At 44.4% G+C, this 22,590-nt stretch carries 17 protein-coding genes; 8 read left to right on the forward strand and 9 right to left on the reverse strand.

What is annotated here, in order from left to right; translation table 11 throughout:
* Positions 1–2: 2 nt before the first annotated feature.
* From OCU90_RS17640 to OCU90_RS17655, 4 genes are all read left to right on the forward strand, one after another.
* Positions 3–3,209, forward strand: a complete 3,207-nt coding sequence (locus OCU90_RS17640; protein ID WP_061023191.1) for an efflux RND transporter permease subunit — start codon at positions 3–5, stop codon at positions 3,207–3,209.
* A gap of 141 nt (positions 3,210–3,350) precedes the next feature.
* Entirely contained in the window at positions 3,351–4,061 is a 711-nt protein-coding gene (locus OCU90_RS17645) for a response regulator transcription factor (RefSeq protein WP_061023192.1), read from the forward strand.
* Positions 4,058–5,311: a sensor histidine kinase gene (locus OCU90_RS17650; protein WP_061023195.1), complete on the forward strand. Its 1,254-nt coding sequence runs from the start codon at positions 4,058–4,060 to the stop codon at positions 5,309–5,311. Before OCU90_RS17645 ends, OCU90_RS17650 begins: the two co-directional genes overlap by 4 nt.
* On the forward strand, positions 5,311–5,922 hold the full coding sequence (locus OCU90_RS17655; RefSeq protein ID WP_061023198.1) for a class I SAM-dependent methyltransferase: 612 nt from the start codon (positions 5,311–5,313) through the stop codon (positions 5,920–5,922). The genes OCU90_RS17650 and OCU90_RS17655 overlap by 1 nt, the downstream gene beginning before the upstream one ends.
* Before the next feature lie 139 nt (positions 5,923–6,061).
* Here the strand turns inward: OCU90_RS17655 and OCU90_RS17660 are convergent, their stop codons facing one another.
* The gene (locus OCU90_RS17660; RefSeq protein WP_061023200.1) at positions 6,062–7,210 is read right to left on the reverse strand and encodes a DUF3541 domain-containing protein; all 1,149 of its coding nucleotides are present in this window, start codon (positions 7,208–7,210) and stop codon (positions 6,062–6,064) included.
* Between the two features lie 283 nt (positions 7,211–7,493).
* Between OCU90_RS17660 and OCU90_RS17665 the strand changes: the two genes are divergently transcribed.
* Both OCU90_RS17665 and OCU90_RS17670 read left to right on the forward strand, forming a co-directional pair.
* On the forward strand, positions 7,494–8,849 hold the full coding sequence (locus OCU90_RS17665) for a diguanylate cyclase (protein ID WP_004729996.1): 1,356 nt from the start codon (positions 7,494–7,496) through the stop codon (positions 8,847–8,849).
* 164 nt (positions 8,850–9,013) lie between these two features.
* On the forward strand, positions 9,014–10,609 hold the full coding sequence (locus tag OCU90_RS17670; protein WP_061023202.1) for a DEAD/DEAH box helicase: 1,596 nt from the start codon (positions 9,014–9,016) through the stop codon (positions 10,607–10,609).
* Positions 10,610–11,164: 555 nt separating this feature from the next.
* Here OCU90_RS17670 and OCU90_RS17675 read toward each other — a convergent pair.
* Positions 11,165–12,595 (reverse strand): DUF3612 domain-containing protein, encoded by a 1,431-nt coding sequence (locus OCU90_RS17675; protein ID WP_061023204.1) that lies wholly within the window; start codon positions 12,593–12,595, stop codon positions 11,165–11,167.
* 268 nt (positions 12,596–12,863) lie between these two features.
* Here OCU90_RS17675 and OCU90_RS17680 point away from each other — a divergent pair, with 268 nt between their 5' ends.
* A complete protein-coding gene (locus tag OCU90_RS17680) occupies positions 12,864–13,460 on the forward strand; it encodes an aldolase/citrate lyase/malate synthase family protein (RefSeq protein ID WP_054547138.1) in 597 nt (198 codons plus the stop codon).
* A 186-nt stretch (positions 13,461–13,646) separates the two neighbouring features.
* Here OCU90_RS17680 and OCU90_RS17685 read toward each other — a convergent pair whose 3' ends face one another.
* The 6 genes from OCU90_RS17685 to OCU90_RS17710 all read right to left on the reverse strand — a co-directional run bounded on the left by OCU90_RS17685 (position 13,647) and on the right by OCU90_RS17710 (position 20,435).
* The gene (locus OCU90_RS17685; protein WP_004730002.1) at positions 13,647–14,663 is read right to left on the reverse strand and encodes a GGDEF domain-containing protein; all 1,017 of its coding nucleotides are present in this window, start codon (positions 14,661–14,663) and stop codon (positions 13,647–13,649) included.
* Between the two features lie 401 nt (positions 14,664–15,064).
* Positions 15,065–15,277, reverse strand: a complete 213-nt coding sequence (gene cspE, locus OCU90_RS17690) for a transcription antiterminator/RNA stability regulator CspE (RefSeq protein ID WP_004730009.1) — start codon at positions 15,275–15,277, stop codon at positions 15,065–15,067.
* 360 nt (positions 15,278–15,637) lie between these two features.
* On the reverse strand, positions 15,638–16,915 hold the full coding sequence (locus OCU90_RS17695; protein WP_061023206.1) for a cytosine deaminase: 1,278 nt from the start codon (positions 16,913–16,915) through the stop codon (positions 15,638–15,640).
* A 9-nt stretch (positions 16,916–16,924) separates the two neighbouring features.
* Positions 16,925–18,163, reverse strand: coding sequence for a cytosine permease (gene codB / locus OCU90_RS17700; protein ID WP_032545837.1), 1,239 nt, complete (start codon positions 18,161–18,163; stop codon positions 16,925–16,927).
* A gap of 704 nt (positions 18,164–18,867) precedes the next feature.
* Positions 18,868–20,091: an HlyD family secretion protein gene (locus OCU90_RS17705; RefSeq protein ID WP_061023209.1), complete on the reverse strand. Its 1,224-nt coding sequence runs from the start codon at positions 20,089–20,091 to the stop codon at positions 18,868–18,870.
* The gene (locus OCU90_RS17710) at positions 20,085–20,435 is read right to left on the reverse strand and encodes an MFS transporter (RefSeq protein ID WP_004730017.1); all 351 of its coding nucleotides are present in this window, start codon (positions 20,433–20,435) and stop codon (positions 20,085–20,087) included. Before OCU90_RS17710 ends, OCU90_RS17705 begins: the two co-directional genes overlap by 7 nt.
* A 133-nt stretch (positions 20,436–20,568) precedes the next feature.
* On the opposite strand from OCU90_RS17710, the gene OCU90_RS17715 reads away from it, so the two are divergent.
* Positions 20,569–21,576 carry an AraC family transcriptional regulator gene (locus OCU90_RS17715; RefSeq protein WP_061023211.1) on the forward strand — a complete coding sequence of 336 codons (1,008 nt, stop codon included), beginning with the start codon at positions 20,569–20,571 and terminating at the stop codon, positions 21,574–21,576.
* A gap of 9 nt (positions 21,577–21,585) precedes the next feature.
* On the opposite strand, the gene OCU90_RS17720 is transcribed toward OCU90_RS17715, so the two are convergent.
* Complete coding sequence (locus OCU90_RS17720) at positions 21,586–22,524, reverse strand: urea transporter (RefSeq protein ID WP_061023213.1); 939 nt, start codon at positions 22,522–22,524, stop codon at positions 21,586–21,588.
* Positions 22,525–22,590: the final 66 nt, after the last annotated feature.

The following is a 22,590-nucleotide window of genomic DNA, read 5'->3' on the forward strand; positions in this document are numbered from 1 at the left end:
TTATGTCTAACGAGCTGAAACCTAATAACCAAGCGCACTGTGATCACCAAGTGCACAGTAACCAGACGTCGAGTAAGTCACATACTGGCGTAATCGCGTGGTTTGCTAACAACTCTGTGGCAGCGAACTTACTGTTAGTGGGCGTGATCATCATTGGTGTGTTGTCGCTTAACACGTTACGTAAAGAAGCATTCCCGAGCCTAGAACCCGATGTTGTCACTGTTTCAGTGACTTATGACAGTGGTGACCCTGTTCAGGCGGAAGAAGGCCTTGCGATTAAGATTGAAGATGCGTTAGAAACCGTACCGGGCATTAAGCGTATTACATCTACTTCTGATGCGAACGGAAGCCACGTTTCGATTGAGAAAACGAGCACCTATGACCTTGATACCCTGTTAACCGACGTTAAAACTAAGGTTGATGCGATCAATAACCTGCCTGCAGGCGCTGACAATCCTGTGATTGATAAGGCTCGCATGCAAGATCATGCTTTATGGGTGCAGCTCTATGGTGACGCAGACCGAGCAACGCTGCAGAGTTTAGCCGAGCAACTTAAGTCGGACTTACTGAGCCAATCGGCGATTCGTGATTTGGAAATCAAAGCCAAAGCCGATCCTATGATCTCGGTTGAGGTTGATGAGAACAAGCTCCAAGCTTATGGATTAACACTGACTGACGTTTCTGAAGCGATCAATGCGGAATCTTCTGCAGCTATCTCGACCAGCCTTCGCAATGGTGAAAAAACGGTTCGTTTGAAGGTATCTGAACAGGCGTACGAACTGCAAGATTTCAACGCGATTCCGGTGATGACGACCACTGATGGCACTCAAATTACATTGGGTGACATTGCTAACGTTGAAGACATGTTTGCCGATGACACCTTCATGCTTTCTCGTTACAACCAACAGAATGCGATGGCAATTCAGATCGTGATGGATGAATACGGAGACGTCGTCAGCATTGTTGAACAGGCTCAACAAGTGGTGGAGCGCTGGGAAAACAGCAACATGCTGCCTAATGATGTCGAGATTGAAACTTGGTACGACAAAAGCACCATGATCAAAGACCGCTTGAGCCTGTTAGTGAAGAACGCGCTCACCGGTATCGCTTTGGTATTCATCGTGTTAGCGGTGTTTCTCAACGTGCGTGTCGCTTTCTGGGTAGCTGCGGGCTTACCGTTCGTATTCTTTGGCACCATGTTCTTCATGACAGACACCTTTATGGGGTTAACCATCAATGAAATGACCACCTTTGGTTTCATTATGGCGCTCGGGATAGTGGTCGATGATGCGGTGGTGGTAGGGGAGAGTATCTACTCCACCCGCAAAGAAGAAGGCGACTCGATCGGCAGTACCATTCGAGGCACCATGAAGGTGGCATCACCAACCATATTTGGTGTGCTAACGACGGTTGTTGCTTTCTTAGCACTGGCTAACGTTGAAGGTAAAATGGGTCAGATTTACGCTCAGTTCGGCACGGTCGTGACTATCTGTTTGTTGCTGTCTTTGGTTGAGTCTAAATTCATCCTGCCATCACACCTCGCGCACATTAATACCAAGCGCAGCGACAAAAAGGGGCTTTGGGCTAGTGTTCAACATGCTGCCGATACTGGGCTAGGTTGGTTTAATAAGCGTATCTACTGCCCCGTAATTGAATGGGCGCTGAAACTGCGTTATGCCGTGGTAATGGTTTTCTTGTCATTGCTTATTTTGGTTGCTGGGTTGCCAATGACGGGTGCGGTTCGTGTGGCTTTCTTCCCTGATATGCCCGGCGACACAGTAACTGCCGATATGTCGATGCAAAACGACGCGAGCTTTGGTCAAACACAACAGAACTTGCTAGTGCTTGAAGCGGCGGCAACACAAACAGATGAAACTCTGAGAGCGCAATACGGTGCTCAAGATGAAGCATCGGAACTGCTGAGCCTTCAGGTTATCGCCGATGCTGATGATTCTGGCCAAGTTAAAATTGAATTGGACAGCGACAGTGTCTACACATCGAACGAGTTTGCAGATGCTTGGCAAGAGACAGTGGGCACGATGGAAGGGGTTAAGAAGCTCAAAGTCTTGTCTAAAATGGAGATGGTCGACAACTTCAAAGTAGAATTGAAAGCGTGGAACGAAGAATCTGTTACTGCGGCGGGCAATGAGTTCTTAACTGAGCTTCAAGCTATTGACGGTGTGAGTGGCATTGATCATAACTTAGATCTGGGTGAGCCTCAGTATCGTTTCGAATTAACACAACAAGGTCGCGCGTTAGGGTTTGATACTGCAAGCCTTTCGCAACAAGTACTGCAAGCGTTTGGTGGTGATATTGTTCAGCAGTTCCAACGTGGTAAAGATGAGGTGAAAGTCCGTGTTCGTTATCCTGAATCGGATCGTCAAACCATTGCGGATATCAAACAATCGAGCGTGAGAACCAACGACGGTACCGTGGTGCCTTTGAGCACAGTCGCTAAAGTATATTCTGATTACCAAGTATCAGAGATCACACGCATTGATAGCCAACGTGCTGTGTACATCAGTGCAGTATTGGACAAAGAGGTGGTTGCGCCTGCTGAGCTTGTTCATCAGTTGCAAGACACATTAGTACCCGATTTAGAAGCGCAATATCCGGGGCTAACGGTCGACTTTGCTGGCGAAACGGAAGAGCAAGAAGAAACCGCGAGTTCAATGATGAGCATGTTTGTACTCGCCATGATTGCTATCTACACGCTGCTTGCTATCCCGCTGAAGTCTTACATTCAGCCTGTGATCATTATGACAGCGATTCCATTTGGTATTGTTGGGGCAATCTTAGGGCACTGGTGGAATGACTTAACAATCAGTATCCTATCGTTAAACGGTATCCTTGCGTTGAGTGGCGTGGTGGTGAATGACAGCTTGTTGTTGGTTTCTCGTTTCAATGAGCTAATCAAAGAGCAGGGCAAGTCGGTTCACGATGCGATTGTTGAAGCGTGTTCTGGTCGACTAAGAGCCGTGTTACTCACATCGGTCACCACGTTCGCAGGTTTGACGCCACTATTAAGTGAAACGTCTCTGCAGGCTCAATTCCTGATCCCAGCAGCGGCGGCACTAGGTTATGGCATTTTGTTTGCGACGTTTATTACATTGATTCTGACGCCAGCATTGTTAATGATTCAATGTGAGATTAAGTCTCTGATTCTTAAAGTCACAAATCGAGTCAAAGGCGTTGAACAAACGGCTTAACAATGGCTAAGCTAATGATGATATCTAGGCTGATGAATGCCGAGATATCATCAGCTGCATCGGTCTAGGTTCGTTACAGGTCAAGATATTAAAGAGCACGGCATAACAAGCCACACAACAACTAAAATAGAGGTCGTCACGATGGCAGAATCCGTCACTAATAAACTCACAGATAAGCTTCAATTGCTTTTGGTTGAAGACGACCTCGATTTAGCCACTGCTGTTATTGATTACCTCGATTTAGAAGATATCCAGTGCGATCATGCAGCGAATGGTTTAGCTGGACTCAATCTAATTAAAACTAATCGCTATGACGCAGTCATTCTCGATCTCAACTTGCCTAAAATGAACGGCTTGCAGGTGTGTGAGAATCTCAGAGTACAGGGTATTGATACCCCCGTTTTGATGCTGACCGCACGTGATACGCTTGATGATAAGCTGACTGGCTTTTCAAAAGGGGCTGATGATTATTTGGTGAAGCCTTTTGCAATGGAAGAGTTGATTGTTCGAGCGCAAGTTTTAGCGAAGCGACGCAGTGGTCAGGTTAGCCGCTTATCGGTGAGCGATCTCGAGATCGACCTTAAACAGCATCAAGCGTATCGTGCGAACTCACCTCTCAAGCTTTCCCCAACTGCGCTCAAAATTTTAGAAGTTTTGATGCGATCTAGTCCTAATCCTGTTTCACGAGAGACGATCATGCAGGGCGTGTGGGGCGACGACCAACCAGACAGTAACAGCTTGAAAGTACACATCTTTAATTTGCGTAAACAAGTGGATGCAGAACAAGACAATAAGCTACTGCATACTATTGCGGGCAAAGGTTTTGCGATTAAGGAGTTACGACAAGAATGAAGATCAGACCAAGTTTAAGGATCTACGTCTTATTGGCGATTCTGGTCACTGGTGTGACGACGATTCTGGTTCTTTCTGCATTGAGCGTAAATTACTTTGTCTCTGGGATGGATATCGCTATGCGTGGCTCTATGATTGCCCAAGCGCAACAAGATGCGGTGAAGCCGGGCAAGCCTATGACCAATCAAGAATTTACGGTGGCGACCCAATGGAGCGACTTGCCACAAGGTATTCAGAACAACCTTAACCAGAACGAACTGCAATTCAACCGCATGACCAAAATGATCATTGGCAAATCTATATTCTCACCTCCCGAGAAAGGCTATTTCGCCATGAAGGTAATGAAAGGTGATGAGGTTCGTTATGTTTCTGCGGTGTTTACGCAAAGGCATGATCAATTTATGAAAGATGACGGGCTTCCGCACTTTGTGATGATTTTATTGACCGCACTGGGCGCAATTGTTTTGTTTTTCATTATTTTGGTTATGGTGTTACGTAAGGTGGCATCGCCTGTTGAACAGCTAAAGAACTGGGCTAAATCGTTAGATAAAGACAACCTCAATGAACCGACACCAGATTTTCACTTCAGTGAACTGAACACCTTGGCTCACATCATTCGTGATAGTTTGAGTTCTGTTCAAAACAGCCTAGAGCGGGAACAGAAGTTCTTGGGTTATGCGAGCCACGAATTACGTACCCCTATTGCAGTCACAAGAACCAACAGTGAACTGCTAGAGAAGCTGATTCAAAAGGGTAAGAGCCCAGAAAAGCAGCTTGAAGTGATAGACCGAATTAAGCGCGCGGGTTTCACCATGACAGACCTGACAGAAACTTTGTTGTGGCTCACCCGACAACAAGACAAAGACCTGCCTTTGGAAAACGTACATCTTGGCGAACTGTCGCAACAGATTACCCACGATTTAACCTATCTATTGAATGGAAAGGCGGTGGTTGTGAATATTGAAAGCGACGACACACAATGCCAGTTACCAGCTGGACTAACCCGAATCGTGCTGACCAACTTGATTCGCAATGCTTTCCAGCACACAGGAAGCGGTACCGTGGATATCGTTCAAGTGGGTTCAAAAGTCACCATTGTTAACAACAACACTGATGGCACGGTAGAAGACAATCATTTGGGCTTTGGTCTAGGGTTAGAGCTCACCGAAAAGCTGCTTGCGCAATATCAATGGCAGTACCATAACCAAGAGCTGGCTGGTGGCCGTGAAGTGTGGGTGGATTTCTCGTAATGCACTGGCGTGATCGTTTTAAGGTGTATTGGTATCACCGAAAACAGACTAACCGCTCGAATGGCGACAAGGCCAAAGCTCTCGGTTGGACTAGTGAAGAGAGTCAATTGTGTCGCTTTGAAGTGATCGCTCGCTCGGCTGATTTCGAAAAGAAGCGTGTTTTAGATTTGGGTTGTGGCTATGGCGAGTTGTTTGAACTGCTCGACAGCATCTATCGAATTCAATCTTACACCGGTGTTGACCAACATGCAGGCTTTCTAAAAAAGGCTAAGCAGAATTACACAGAAGATCGTTGTCAGTTTTTGTCGGGAGACATGAGCCAAATGAACCTTGAGGCGCATGACATTGTTATCGCCAGTGGTTCACTGAACTACATCTCTCGTGATTCTGACTATCTGACAAACATGATTACTCGTATGTATGAATTGGCGAATCAGACGGTGATTTTTAATCTTCTCAATTCAAGCCAATATCATTCACGTAATACTTTGATGAGTTATCACCCTCAAGGTGTCTATCGTTTCTGTAAAACGCTCTGTGATGATGTCTCTTTAATAGAGGGCTACGCAGAAGGGGATTTCACGATAGTGATGAACAAGGTCTGCTCCTAAACCTAAACCTAAACCTAAACCTGAGCCAGAGCGAAGTGATGGTGTGGAAATAATTAAAAAAGCCGCAGGCCTTGAAAGGTATGCGGCTTTTTGGGTTCTATGACCAACCTAAGTATCTAAGACCAGCCTAGGTATGCTGCTAGTTCTTCGGTGGTTGGTTTTTAATGAGTCCGTAAGGGATGTTAGTAAACACCTTAGGGTTGCCTTCATAGGTCGGCGCTTCATTCACTTGCTGCCAATCGAGTAGCATGATTGCTAGCACGTTGCGGTGTTCACCGTACTCAAGATCAAAATCACCAGTGATAGAAGGGATCATGCCTTGTTTCTCATCGATAGAAGCTTGAATCGCGAGCCGAGTTTTCTCGACAACTGGGTCATCTTCTAAACCTGCCAGTAAGAAGGTTAATCCAACCTCAGCAATCACATCTTCTTTCGCACGCAGCAGAATCGTATCGATGTTTTCTCTGAAGTAATCGTAGATCCATTGATGATCTTGCTCGCTCACTTGATGTTGGTAGTACTCGGAATCGCCAAAGATGACGTGTGTCATGCCGTAGAGTTTGTTGCCAAATTGCTGACTTGAAAGCTTCTTATCTTCATCGTCTGGGTACGCTTTTTTGAAGGTGTCGACAAACTCACCAACGACATCTTGTTCACCTAATTGGCGCAGCCAGTAGACTTGATTGGCGAGTTGAGCCGCCCACGCTTTCACCATGTCTTCGTTGGTCACGTATCGTGAGAAGTCATAGCGACGAATGATTTCGCGCAGCTTAGCATCGTTCTTGTGCTCTAAACCGTATTCATTAGCACGAGCCATAGAGCCTAGGAGGTCAACACCAAGGTAGAGATATTCTGGCATGTGCTTGGTGATGTTGTAACGTCGAACACTGCGCTCATCGTTATCGCCAACATAAGAAGCAACGCGCTTCTCTGAGTAGAGTACGATTTGTTCCATGGTATGAACGTCATTCGACAGGGTGCTGAGCTTACTTGCCACTCGTGCCATGTCACTCCATACCGCAGCAGAATACCTATCGTCTAATGTTTGGCGATACATGCGCAGCCCGTAATGACCTTCTTTGAATGCAGGCAGAGTGTAAAGCTGGCTTTCGTAGGTCGTACGAATGAGGTCTGCAGATTGTTTGAAAGATTGTTCATGAGAGTTGAGAGAATCTGCTTGGGTTTGAATACTCGGTACATTTGTCGCCAGAGCGTTCTCTTGTGCGTGAACAGCGACCGTAACTGAGGCCGATAGTAATGTGCACAGTGTAATCGTTTTTAGCTTCATGTCGTGAGGTACCAAGCTGATTAATAGTCTATGTAAAATAACATCGATGAATCCTTTAATGTAAGGTTTGAGTCAATACAATGTAAGCTTTATAAGGTTCACTAACCCTTTTTGATTAATCAATTAGTATAACCAACAGACCTGAAGTGATGAATGGCACAATATTTGATAGATACTAGACGTTAGTATAGATTTTTAGTGACTTAGCGGCATACTGGAGCAATAAGCCAGAAATGAGCCGTTATAAGGCAGTATATAGAACAAAAGTGTTAGAGGTTCGTAAATGCCAAGTGGTTCTAGCAAGCAGTGGTCTGCTAAGGTTGTATCTTTTCTTTTTTTCCTTGCGATAGTGAGCGCGATTGAGTTCTTTCACGCCAAGCAATTAACTTTTCTTAAAAATGAATCGTATTCTGAGGGAAAAAAACAATTATCCATTATTCGTTCTCGGATCGAAGCCGCGATCGTGTCAGATATGTATATCCTCAACAATTTCTCGACCTTAGTGACCATCAACCCTGATGGTGAGGTGAAGAATTGGGACAAGATTGCTGAGAATATCATTCAAGATGGCTTCCATATTCGACTTATTGGGCTCGCCAAAGACGACATTCTAAACTTTGTTTACCCTATGGAAGGCAATGAGCAGATTCTTGGTATTAATTATCGCGATTATCCCAACCAATGGGAGTCTGTTGAGATAGCCCGTAATCTCGGTAACACTTTTATTGCTGGGCCTTTTGAATTGTTTCAAGGTGGTCAAGCCCTCATTACGCGAACTCCGATCTTTCGAGACCCACCTTTTAATCAAGACTATTGGGGTGTATCCAGTGCTGTTATTGGCTTAGATGAGCTGTTTGAAGATGTCGGAATTGGGAAAATCGAGAACAAGTACGAACTCGCAATTCGCGGTGCCAACAGTTCGGGTAAAGATGGCCCTGTTTTTTATGGCACCCAGGATGTGTTCGATAATGCGTTTGCCACCGAGCAGGTGAGCTTTCCTTACGGTGGTTGGTACCTTGCTCTCTCCGGTAGTGAGCATGTATTGATGGACGTGCCTTGGTATCGAGTTCAAGCGGTAAGGCTGGTGGGCTACTCCATAATGTTAGTGCTAGCGATTGCCTTTATGACTATTTATCGCCTGTATCTAATTGCTGATAGCCGTTCTATGCATGATGAGCTCACGATGTTGCCGAATCGTCGATACTTCATGTACAGCCTCAAGCAGGCATTTAAAACCACTCAAAAGCAGAGAGCGAGAACCTTTGCGGTTGTCAATATCGATCTGGATGGGTTTAAAGCAATTAACGACACGTTTGGTCATGCGGCCGGCGATCAGGTGTTAGTTGAATGTGCTAAGCGTATAAAGAGTGAGTTGCGCGGTTCAGACATCGTGGCAAGGATAGGAGGCGATGAGTTCTTAGTTTTATTGCCACGCATCATCGATGATCAACATGTATCGTCGATTGTGGCTAAACTTCGTAAGGTGATATGTACGACACCAGTGGTCTATGAGACTCACTCAATTTATCTTCGAATTAGTGTTGGTTGGGTTATTCATAACAATAACTACGATGATGTCGATGCACTCTTGAAAGCGGCTGATGAAAAAATGTACGAACAGAAGCGACAAGTTATGTAGGTTGAATTGGAGCTGTGATTAGAATTTAGTTGCTGAATGTGGGGAAAAGCCTCAGAATACCGCGCTTTGCTCCTTATCAATCCAATTGATGAGCGAAAGCTGTAGCAACGACTTCTTTCTGCGCGTTGCTCATATTAAATGTTATTCAACTGAGAAAATAATCTATGAGTTTTACCTCCCTGGGCCTTTCTGAACCGATCCTTAAAGCTATTGAAGCACAAGGTTACGATAAGCCATCACCAATACAAGAGAAAGCCGTACCTGCTGTCCTAACCGGCAAAGATGTTATGGCCGCTGCTCAAACAGGTACAGGTAAAACTGCAGGCTTCACGCTACCTATTCTTGAAATGTTGTCAAAAGGCCCTCGCGTACGTCAGAACCAAGTACGTGCGCTAGTGCTAACACCAACCCGTGAGCTTGCTGCGCAAGTGAATGGCAGCGTAGTGAAGTACGGTATTAACTTACCTCTTACTTCTACGGTGGTGTTTGGTGGTGTGAAAATTAACCCTCAGATGCAAAAACTGCGTAAAGGTAGTGATGTACTGGTAGCAACACCGGGTCGTCTACTTGACCTATACAACCAAAATGCTGTGCGTTTTGATCAACTAGAAATTCTAGTGCTAGATGAAGCTGACCGCATGCTAGACATGGGCTTCATTCGCGATATCCGTAAGATCTTGGCTTTTCTACCTAAGAAGCGCCAAAACCTACTGTTCTCAGCGACGTTCTCTGATGATATTCGTGGCTTGGCGAAAGGTTTAGTTAACAACCCAGTTGAAATCTCGGTAAGCCCTGCGAACTCAACGGCACCAACCGTTGAGCAAAGCATCTACCCAGTAGATAAAAAGAAAAAAAGCGCAATGCTAGCGAAGCTCATCAAAGATAATGATTGGCGACAAGTGCTTGTGTTTAGCAAAACGAAACATGGCGCAAACAAGCTTTCACACTTCCTTGACGAGCAAGGCATCTCAGCGGCGCCTATTCATGGTAACAAGAGCCAAGGCGCGCGTACTAAAGCCCTAGAGAACTTCAAAACGGGTAAGGTGCGAGTATTGGTGGCGACTGATATCGCAGCGCGTGGTATCGATATTCCGCAACTGCCTCAAGTAGTGAATTTCGACCTTCCAAACGTATCAGAAGATTACGTTCACCGTATTGGTCGTACTGGCCGTGCTGGTGAAGTGGGTAAAGCCATCTCATTGGTTTGTGCTGATGAAGTGGGTGAACTGTTTGGTATCGAGCGCCTTATTCAGCAAGTGCTTGAGCGCCGTGAACTTGAAGGTTTTGCACCTGTAAACAAGTTGCCAGAATCTCGTTTGGATTCGCGTCCGATTAAGCCTAAGAAGCCGAAAAAGACACGTGAACACTCTGATGGTCAACGTTCTGGCGAGAATGCTCGCGGGCACAAACCAGCAGGTAAGAACAAGCGTCATGTTTCTGGTTCAGGCTCTGCTCCTAAGCGTAAGCCAAATGCGAACAAGCCTAACTCAGGTAACAAAGGCTCTGACAGCAACTCTGCAGTTGCTGGTGATGATAAATCTTTAAGAAATAATGGCAGTAACTATAAGCGTGGTAATGCGGCAAACAAGCCTTCTACGAATAGTTCAGGTAAGCCAGCTGGTGCAGGTAAACCTAATAAGTCTGGTTTCGGTGGCGGTAATGGCTCGAGCAAACCGTCGAACAAATCAGCAGGTAATAAGCCTACAGGTAACAAGCCTTCACCATCTAGAAGCCGTTCTAAGCCTGCACCTCAGAAATAGTAGCTCTTTGGTAGACCAAAAGGTTGATAAGGTAGCTTTGTAGCGGTTCAGCAACGAGAATTACTTTTTAAGAAGGTTCTCGTTTATTAGCGAATTTCTGCAATTTAACTCGAATAAGCGCGAATATTGAATTTCAATGTTCGCGTTTTTTTATGGGTATTATTTTACGAATTAGAAGTGATTTCTTGGCCGTAAAAGCGACTGAATCAAGAAGAAATACGCTATTGAGAGGAAAGGTAATGATTCGTTAATGATTTATTAATAACAACATAATCACTAGCGTTTTTGTGGATCTTTGCAATTTGCAATTCCAGTTTGCAAAACAAGCAGGGATTTACGGCCAATACGTGTTCAGATGCTTAGTAAATACGTGTTTTAAAAGTTGGCACGTATGCTGCATTAGTAATGGTGACCCTTCTTAAGCCGAGGGTCACCTAGCCAACTGACGTTGTTAGTGAACCCATATTGTTCACACAAAATATATGACCAATCACCTTTATTGTGGTTGGTTTTTTTTTGCCTGAATTTTGATTTCTACTTGTTGGTTTTACTTTTTTACTCACCACACTTCGAGTAACAGCTTGGTTGGCGAGGGCACTCTCCACCTCTGGAGCAGATAAGCCTAGCCTCTGTCTCAATCCCACGTTCAATCCAATTTATATTTAGAATCTTGGCTATTGTCGTGAGATTTTTCTTGATGTTACGTGGGATTACCACAGAGCCACCATTGTTGACGCATGACGCCTTAAGCTGCTCTGCAATATCTCTTGAATTACCGCCTTGAGCATCAATCGCTGGGTTTAAGTCTATACCAGCACACAACACACGATTGTTACCCGCAGGATCCGTCATATTGATGGATTCACAGCAATAGATTCTTGGCTCATCTCCTACATTTAAAATGGAGATCTGAGCTGAGCTACCCGCCCGAGGTTCTGATAATCGACGGAACACTGCCCAATGTTGACATGGATCGGCGACCGTTCTCATATTCCCCCAAGGCAGTGGAATCCCGTTCCCGCGGTATACCGCCTTGAGTTTCCCCGGCCCATAAGCATCAAAGTAGTGCCAGTGAGGGTAGGGCGATACTACCGTCATTCTACGCATCGCAACAGAGGGGGAAACCCCCGCTCTCTTATGAACGTCTATTTCGTAACCAGTGCGGTCTAACAGCTGTCTAAACGGGACTTTCGGGCACAGAAGAGCTCCAGCAAAGAAACTGGATTCAAAGTCTCGCCACGCTTGCAGAATGTCTTGAGAGTTCAGCTGTGAAGAGCCTGAAACCTGGTTGTCATCCCATGTGTTGTTGTTACCGACCGACAACACACTCTTTAGGCCTTCTTTGCTATGCAGAATGCAATGGCCGATATAAACCGAGAGATCGTATTTCAGACGAGTGGGGTACTCTTTGAGAATTTCGTTTAAAAAGATCGTACCGGGAGGCTCAAAGAATGAAGTAACCAGTTGCTTGGCATTGATTCCTAGCTCATCAACCACGTCCTGCGGCGTGCGCGTAACCCAGCGGATGTTAATACCAAGGGTTCTAGCGATGTCTATCAGGTCTTCTACGCTCAGGTTAAGACGTTTTAGACCAACCTCCTCTGCGGCGCGCTCAAGGTCAGGGAAGTGGTTCTGGTTGCTTTCTTGGTGTGCCCTAATCAAGAGGTGAGCAAATTGACGGCCAGAGATCCCCGTTTGTGACAGCATTTCAGGAATCGCAATCTGCAGGATGTCGTTGGAGAAAAGAAAGCTAGGCTCGAGTGCCATGCCACTTATCCCACCACGATTTCCTTTGTCAGGTGCAATGGCTTGTTGTTCTGATTCGTCGTCGAGGAACCACGTTGGGGTCTTCTGAAAAACCTGCGCAATCACTTCCAGCATGTCGATGCTTGGCACACGCTTTCCACGTTCAATCATTGAAAGGTAAGAAACGGAAGGTGCGTATTCTGGGTTGATTCGAATACAACGCGCAGACAGATCTTCCATCGTTAAATGGTTACGTTTTCTTAGGTTACGTATTTTCGTACCTAGGAAATGAGACTGACGAACTAAACTTTTTGACAAGGCCATATTTGTAAAATTCACATTGTGAAATTTTTGTTGTGAAATTGTATGTAAAAAAGCGCTAATCTACAAACTAAGCAATTCACAAAATGACAAATAAGTTAAACGTTAGTTTGGAATAATTGCTCTAGGACACATTTTTGCTGTAGAAATCGGTGGTTATCACCGGGCTAGTCAAGAGGGAAAGACTATGAATATGCTTACATTCGATAAAACAGAAATCCAAAAACAATCAAAACCATTTATCGCTGAAGCTGTCTTTGCCGTGGAGACAATCAGTGCCAACCAGCAAACAGAGAAGCAAGTGAAAGCAAAACAGCTGCTTGATCGACTGTTCCCATTAGAGAATGGTTCACATCAAGACGTAACCAGCTACGTAGTTGATTACCGCCATATCATGGCTTACTTTAAAGATGGTCAGCACAGCGGCCTAAAGCACCCTAAACAGTTTGTAGCGTACATGGGTGAGAAGAATGACCCAGACTCTATCTTGTTCCGAGACGGCAGTGGCAGTCACTTAGAAGTGATGTTTGGATGTCATAAAGGGACGGGGTGTATTGAATTGGTAGAGATCGATGATATTCAGTTAGAATCATGTACCACGTTCGGTCAATCGCCAGTGGAAGCAACCACCACAATGCGCGAAGAGACCATTGCAGCAATGCGCCACTGGATCAGTTTGATTCAAGGTGATGCAAAGGGCAAACCAAAGGCATGCAGCGAAGATAAAGAGTTTAGAGCAAAGAGTGGTGAAGATTACTGCCTGAATTACTGCTACCAACTTTAGTCGCATGAGATAAGGTTTGGAACGCTGAAGGGTTTGAACCCAGTAAGTACTAAGCCGATACACATAGCCAACGAAAAAGCCCCAAAGATTAACGTACTAGTTAGTCTTTGGGGCTTTTTATTGTTTTTTAAATGTATATCAATTCGCGTTCACGGGTTCTCATTGAGCAGAACCAGCGGTGAAACCTTAAAGAGGCATGACTCGGTTGCGGCCAAGTGATTTCGCTTCGTAAAGTAGCTTATCAGCTCGTTCGATCAGTGATTGCGCCGACTCACCGGGCTCAAGTTCAGCGACACCAAACGATGCGGTGATACTGCCGACTTGTTGACCACTGCGACGATCCTTAATAGACAGCTTTTCTAGAGAACGTCGATTAGTATCAGCGAGCTGACGAGCAATACGCAAAGACTTGTTTGGCACGATGAGTGCGAACTCTTCACCACCAAATCGATACGCAGAAATACCTTCACGGCAACTTAACTTCAGCTTGCGAGCTATCCCTTTAAGAACCATATCGCCAAACAAGTGGCCATAGGTGTCATTGAAATTTTTAAAATGATCGATGTCGAGAAGAATCAAACACAAAGATTCTTTCGCTTCACACAAGGTTTCTATATCACGATCGAAAGAGCGACGGTTATAGAGTGTCGTTGTACTGTCAAAGAGCGCATCTTTCTGCACTTCTACCAATTGGGTTTTAAGCTTGGAAATTTCTGATGTAGCAGAGTGCAGCTGAGAATTCAGAAACTGAGTAGAGTGACGAATATGACGAGACTCAGAAACCAACTGACGAACCAACGACATGACTTCGTCGATCGATAAACTTTCATTATCAACACGAGCCAAATCCTCGAAGCTTTGATCGATCATGTCGGAGAAAGCTGAGGTATCGGTGAGAGTATCATTCATTGAATTCGAAACTTCTGAAACTAACAGTTCTAGGTTAGCGCGAAGATCGTTGATATTGGTTTCAGATTTGCTCGCAACGTAATTGTTGTAAAGCTGCTCACCAACGGCTGGAGGACAAATGCCGTAGTGTTCTAAAACACCATCCATGTCTTTAGTTAGCTGCGGGATAGCATTATCGACATAGGTGTACCAAAGTGCGTAATTTGCAGGTGTGGTAGACACTCTGTTCTTCATCATAAGAGGTACCGCTTTTTTTAGATTAGCGGTGGATTTCTGGAATTCGTCTTTTTTCATTATTTTTACTGCAGATACCAAACTAACTCAAGCCACTTGTGGACAAGGTTAGCGGATTTCGGAGGTCTTTGCTTTAAAAATTATATGATTAATAGATGAGGATTGGATAAATAACTCATTTTTATTATGAATATCGATTGCGTATTCATAAATGGTGTCTAATGGATTGTTCTTTAACCATATTTTTGGTTATTCACTATGGAACATAAGTTGAGTTTTGTATTAAAACCTTAGTTCGGGAGAGCACTGTGATCTCAGAATCGATTGGAGAAGTAACTCGATTGAAGAAGTGACCCAGAAATTTGAATCGAGAGAGGGAAAGGATGAAAACATTTATGAGCAGATACAAAAAAGCGCCGATAAAAATCAGCGCTTTAAAATTCTTTTTAGCTAAAAGCTAATTATTGAGCAACAACGTTTGCTGCTTGTAGGCCTTTTTGACCGTTTTCAACTTCGAAAGAAACCTTTTGGCCTTCTTTCAGAGTTTTGAAACCTTCTGAAGCGATTGCACGGAAGTGTACGAATACGTCAGCACCGCCGTTGTCTTGAGAAATGAAACCGAAACCTTTCTCTTCGTTAAACCATTTTACAGTGCCAGTATTTGTGTTAGACATAATTTGTCCCTTATTCATAAATTTTCTAAATTGTTGATTGCATTACTGCAATGCGCTGATAATTGAATTATTTAATGTTGCTAAGAAATAAGGAAAAACTACTTACAAAAACGGGTAACGATTTTACATGTCATTTTTTACTATTCATCTAACTTAAATAACTCCGGCTAACAGAGCGAGTGCATGTTAACACAGTCTTTCCGGTTGTACACTCATTGATTGAGAAATCAGCAAGTTTTTTTGTCATGTTGTGCTCGTTAACAAAACCACCTGAAATAGCTGATAGTTTTATAAAATCACACACCGTGACAAAGTAAAAAGGAAGCCTAAGCCTCCTTTTCATCATTAGTATAGACGATATTATCGTTTGAAGTTGATATCTTCAGTTTTATCTAAATTAATTTTTGTTTTCGCTGGTTGAGTCTCTGCGATTACCTTGCCGTGGCGGATAGAGTACTGCACTGGTACTTGGCGGCGCACGGCATCAAAGCCATCGTCAGCAGGAAGAATTAGCAGGCTTCCTGGCTTACCTTCCTCAATACCGTAGTTGTCTTGGATGTTCAATGTGCGAGCTGAGTTCTTGCTGATTAAATCAAGAGAGGTGTTGATTTGGTCGTAGCCCATAACTTGTGTTATGTGCAGTCCCATGTGCAGAACTTGAAGCATATTCGCTGTACCCAGCGGGTACCATGGGTCAAACACATCATCATGGCCGAAACACACATTGATGTTAGCCGCTAACATCTCTTTAACACGAGTCACACCACGACGTTTCGGGTAGTCGTCGAAACGGCCTTGTAAGTGGATGTTCACTAACGGGTTTGCCACGAAGTTAATGCCAGACATCTTTAATAGACGGAATAGGCGAGATGCGTAAGCACCATTGTAAGAACCCATTGCTGTAGTATGGCTTGCCGTTACCTTATCACCCATGTCGAATTTATGAGCAAGGGCTGCCAGTGTTTCAACGAAGCGAGATTGCTCATCATCGATTTCATCACAGTGAACGTCGATCAAGCAGTCGTACTTGCGTGCAAGATCGAACGCATAGTGCAGAGATTCAATACCGTACTCACGAGTGAATTCGAAGTGAGGGATAGCACCAATAACGTCAGCGCCGATCTTCACAGCTTCTTCAAGCAATTCTTTGCCGTTAGGGTATGAAAGAATGCCTTCCTGAGGGAATGCAACGATCTGGATGTCGACCCACTCTTTCATCTCTTCACGAACTTCAACCATCGCTCGTAACGCAACTAACGTCGGATCCGATACATCAACGTGAGTACGCACGTGTTGAACACCGTTAGCAATCTGCCATTTCAGTGTTTGTTTCGCACGAGACTTTACGTCTTCAATTGATAACAATTCTTTACGCTCAGCCCAACGCTCAATACCTTCAAACAAAGTACCAGAGATGTTCCAGTTAGGTTCGCCAGCCGTTTGCGTAGTATCTAGGTGAATATGCGGTTCACAGAAAGGAGAAACTGCAATGCCACCTTCAGCATCAAGGATGTCACCTTGATGATTGATTGGCGCGTCATTATCGAGAATGCGAGAAAATTGACCATTTTCAATCAGGATTTGTTTCAAGCCGTCTTGGTCTTGAAGCTTCGCGTTCTTGATTAATAAGGTTGTCATAGTGTGTCCTTAAGCGGCCTGAGATTTCAGAGCGTTTTTATTCAATAGAGGGTTAAGCACGAGGTAACTGATTGCACCACCAAACACGGCATTCAAAGGAACGATGCCAGGAAGGAAGTGACCGGCGGCTACGCCTGTTGCTACCGCGATAATGCCAGCCCAGTTAACGGTTTGGAACTCTGCTTTTGCAAAATCTTTGTAACGTTTACGGTTCGCAAAGAAGTCGGCGATGATTACGCCACCAATGGGTGGAATTGCCAGCGAAAGGAAGGTTAACCAGCCGACGAAGTTGTTGTACAACCAAAGCGCGAAAATCGTACCTACGATACCGTTAATGATAGACATTGTAGTACTTGAGCGACCTGTGATGTTAGATAAACCAAGACCTGACGCATAAAGTGCGTTTTCATTGGTTGTCCAGATGTTCAAGCCTAGAACGATGATGGCTGGAAGAAGTAGTCCTTGTGCAATCATCACATCTGATATGTCAGAGAGACCCGTCGCTGCTGCACCTGCCGCGCCGAAGATAAACATCAGTGAGTTACCGATGAAGAATGCGACCATGGTAATTAACACTGCGCTCGCTGGCTTTTTACCAAAGCGAACGAAATCGGCAGTTAACGTACCCGCACTCACGAATGAACCGACAACCATTGCTAACGCCATTGAGAAGTCCATTGGTGTTTCCGGCTCAATCAGTTGTAGCTGTTCTAGCCCGCCAACACTGTCTACCGCAGTCAGTACTGAGTAACCACCCAGAATTGCAATGGCAGGAACCGCAATCGCTGAAAGCACCATGAGTGCTTTAATACCGAAGTACACCGTACCTGTCATCAACAAGCCTGATACAACAATTAAGGTGTTGGTATCAATGCCCGTGGCTTTCTGAACTGGAATGGCAAACATTGCCACGCCCACACCAAACCAACCGACTTGTGTACCACCAAGTAGAGCAGAAGGAAGCCATGAGCCTTTAGTACCGAAAGAGAAACGAGCAAGGAGGTGAGTAGAAAGGCCAGTAGATGAGCCGATGTAGCCAAGAAAAGAAGTGTAAATACCGAGAATTAGGTTACCGATGAGTACGGCGAGGAAGAAATCGTTGAATGAAAGACCTGTCCCGAGTGAACCACCTGTCCACATACTTGCAGAGAAGAAAGTGAGTCCAAGCATTACCATGGTGAGTGAAGCGACTCCTTTCCTAGCCGATGTAGGAACCGGCCCAAGACTGTAGTTATTATCAGCAGCCATTTTTTACCTCCGCAAATGATCAAAATTAAATTTAACGGTCGCCGTATTGCAGGCAAACGTGCGCATTATGGTGATATAAATCACGTAGTCAATGCTAATTTTGTCAATAAAAGCGGTATGGAATCAGTTATTGAACTAAAAGCAATATAAAACATAAGGTTATGTTTTGTATTTTTTTAATTAAAATAAATAGAAAACGTTTCCTATAACGCATCAGGTATCTGTTGTTCATAGTTGGCTATGAATGTTGATTATTATATTTATGAATGGGTGTCTGTATATTGGGCGGGCGTTGTTTCTTAAATGACAGGCAAAAAAATGGCCAATCGCAATATTCGCAATTGGCCTATATATATCGTGAACAACAAAGGTTCACTAACAACGTCAGTTGGCTAGGTGACCCTCGGCTTAAGAAGGGTCAATGTATACATTGCAGTTAGTGTGCCAACTTTTAAAACGACGTAAAACGGGTGTTTTATAGCAATTTGGTGCGTATTTAAGCTAAGTTTTCGCGTTTTAAAATTATAAATTCGCAAAACAAAAATGCATTATGCAAATGTGGATGGGTTGTCTAAGCTGTGTAATAGGAACTATTTTGTATTTTATGCCGACAGCTAGTACTAACTCGTCTTTGTTCTTCCCCAAAAAAAGCCAGCATGCTTTAAGGGCATACTGGCTTTGTATTGATTTACTTGTTACTTAAGTTAGATTGAGTAAAAGAAGTACAACTGAGATTTCATTCGAATGATAATCCCGCGTATTACGTCTAGGAAGCCCATAAAGCCAATTGGCTTCTCACCGCTTACCCAAGCTAGTCCAACGGAGCCGACAGGAATATCGTAACCTTCCGTTTCGTCAATTTTTAAGCGGACAAAGTGGTGTTTGTTTTGGAGGTTTCTGCCTGTGGTAACGCGAACCTGTTCATCAATACCTAATAAGCTAGCTTGTGCTTCACCCGTCGCTTCAACAATGCCTTCTACGGTTGCAGAGAATATTTTCCCCGGGTATACCGCGGTCGAAAATTCTGCTGGTTGACCCACCTTAACATTGCGAATCGCTTGGTGATTGACTCGCATCAATACGTACTTCTCTTCGGTATACATCTGGATACGAGGCATCATTGAAACGCGTTGACCCTCACGAAGGATAAAGTTCGTTACAAAGCCGTCAGTCGGTGCCGTGACTTTGGTACTGTTCAAGTCCCATTGTGCTTGTGCCAATGTTGCTTTTGCTGAATCGACCTCAGTCTGCTTCTTGCTTACATTGGTTTCAGCTTTGTGGATGTTTAATTTCGCATTCTCGGCATCGACTTCTTTCTTGCTAAGCTGAGATTCCAATGTGGTAACGTTATACGTCGCTAAGTCTACCTTTGCTGTTTGTTGGTCGATGTCAGTTTCTGTAATCGTATGTTCTACGACACTGTTTTGTTTCTGGTAACGGTCAAGGGTCTTAGATTGCAACACTAGATCTGTCTTTGCTGACTCTATCTGTGTAATAGATGTTTTGATGTCTTCTAGCGCCGACTGATAGCTAATTTTAGCAATGCTGACTTCTTGGCGAGCGGTATCTAAAGCGACTTTTGTTGACTCAAGTTGAACGCCTGCTTTGTCTCTCGCAATCACATACTTAGTGTCATCAATTTCGTAAAGAAGTTGCCCTTCAACCACATCTTGGTTTGGGCTGATGTGAACCTTTGTGGTTTTTCCTGTGACCGCTGTTGAGTCCGGACGTAATTGAATATGTGGAGACTGGACAACCGATCCTCCAGATAAGTCCATCGGAGTAAAGTTGATTAACCCAACCCATACGAACATCAACCAAGATGTACCACCTAAGTAAGCAAACGCTTTGGTGCCTTTATTCCAAGGCATACCGACCAGTCTCAGTAAATAAATGAACAGTGCCCAAATAGCTAAACCTTCTAACATACTGGGTTCTCCTCATTTTTATCATTTTGTTCCGGCGGTAGATCAGACTTTGGCGGCGCTTTCCAGGTGTCTCTCAGATTGATGATGGCTTTTTCCATATCAACAAAGGCCAAGATGACGGCGAGTACCCATACCCAGTGCCAGATAAAACCAATCCAAGTTAATGCGGTGATCAAACCGAGTTGTTGGTGCTCTTTGCTGTGAGCTTTATTGATTGGTAATTCATGCACACGCCAGAACCCGTAACATGCAGCAGCGATAGTTGCGATCAATACAACGCCTGCTACAACGTGTAGAGCGGTATCGGCGCCGGTGCCGACAAATGGGACACTCACTAAACTCATTGATAAACCCTAGGTTAAATTGAGCACAGAGTGTGATTGATATCAGATTTAGAGGTTGAAAATTTACCAATTACTTTAATAATGATGCCAATATGATTTGATCAGTAATAGTGACTTCTAGGTATGGTAGCTAATGAACAATTGTAACTTCTTAAGAGCATTGGGAATTCTGGGTATTTACCAACACGCAACGACCAATAAGTTCGTGAATGTAGAGCAATTAGGTATCCCCAAGTCGGTATTTAACAACCCGATGAGCCTTATTCCCGTTGGCGAAGTGGACAAATGGTATGGCTTGCTTGAACAGCAAACAGGCGATTCTGATATTATCTTGAAGCTTGCTGATAGGGTGGATATTGAAAGGCTAGGTCCTCTATCGAACTGGTTTTTCTCTGGACACGATCTGGCTTCTTCTATTCGTCGAGTTAACATTGGCTTGCACTGTTTGCAGTCTGGTGCTTTTCTCTATGGCGCTCAAGTCGGTAAACTCATCAAGTGGTGTTACGACAACCCTGCGTATTCTGAGACTGGTAAAGTTCATGACTCGATTCGAGTCGCCATCTTTATGATGAAGATATTGAGACGATACTTGGGAGACGATTTTACCCCTGCAGCCGTATCTATCGCTGGTTATCGCGAAAATACTCAACTTTATCAGGAGTACTTTGGGTGCAATATTCAGTGGGGTCAACCGCGGACTGAGATTTGGATACCGAGCCACTTGAGGTTGTCGATCAACCAATCACCGTCTGTCGGCAAGATGAGTTTGGCGATGAACTTCCATGACTTAGACAATTACCTCAACATGCCCGACGCCGAGGATGAGCATAAAGTGACTTATGAGATGATCAATTATAGTCGCCATTTCGGCCTGCCAACGCTGCATAAAGTTTCCAGTCTACTCGGTTTATCTGAACAGCAGTTCCAGCGACGATTACACAAATTGGGTGTTAACTTTTCTACCATCATGGGATACGCGTTAAGTAACGTGGCGGTGGAGCTATTGTTGTATTCAGTGCCAGTGGAAGAAGTGGCGACGAGGTTAGGTTATACCAACGTCGCGAGCTTTAATCGGATGTTTAAGAAACATAGAGGCTTGACGCCCAAGCAATATGTGGAGCGCTTAAAAACCGGACTGTAACTATGTTGCCTAACTTGCCTTCGGTTCTTGCGTTAGGCCAGATAAGTAAACCACGACCCAAGTGCTCAAAATGAAAGGGGCGGTGAGTGGTAGCAGTGACAGTTCATGAAAACTGAATGTGATGAGACAGCTTAACAGCATGCCTAATAGGATTAACGGCCAAGGGATCCGCGGATAGAGCACAAGTGCTAAAGTAGCAAGGATGGCGTTGTACCCGTAAAGACCCTGCTCAATTAGCGTGCCAGAAGCGCCAATCAAACCGCTAAATACGGTGCTGATTAACACTGCGAGCGCAACCCAAATGGCATGCTTGATATTGTTGATTGCGATGGCAACCAAGATAACGAGCCCCGACAACGCATTTTCGATGAAGCTGACTTGGCTTATCCCTTTTAAGAATGGGATAACCACTGGCGGTAGGTTGAACCACGAGTTTGCGTCAAAACTGATGAGTGGTATCAATGCGGAACTGGATGGAGAAAATGCCGATAGATCCAAGGTTGATTGGATAGCATAAATCAGCCAAGAGGTGAGGATAAAGGCGCTAGTGTAACCGCGATATTTCTTAAAACTGAATACGATGTGGGCAACCGGCACTGTGAGTAATGCACCTAACACCGTCACTAAAGCCAATAATGGTGTCACACCAAAAAAGTTACCGATAAATAAACCAATTAAAGCCCCATTTAACGCATATATACCACTACCAATATCGTAAGCTGCCTTGTTGGTGTTGGTGTTGGTGTTGGTGTTGGTGTACATATAGCAACAGAAGGCTAATGCATAACTGCAACTGGCGCCAAGCAAGGTAAGAAAAGCCAGCGCAAGTGACTCAATAGAAATGGCAAATAATAGCAAAATCGACGTCATGACAGACGGTGTGAAATAGACTTGCCCAATGCCATTGAGCAAGCTTTGAAATGGTTGAATATCCTTATTCGTTCTCATCGTCTGATTACATTATTTTGTCATGTTAAATTTTTGTAATTCAGATTGTATACAATTTTATTAAGT

The organism is Vibrio splendidus (genome assembly GCF_024347615.1).
GTDB lineage: Bacteria > Pseudomonadota > Gammaproteobacteria > Enterobacterales > Vibrionaceae > Vibrio > Vibrio splendidus.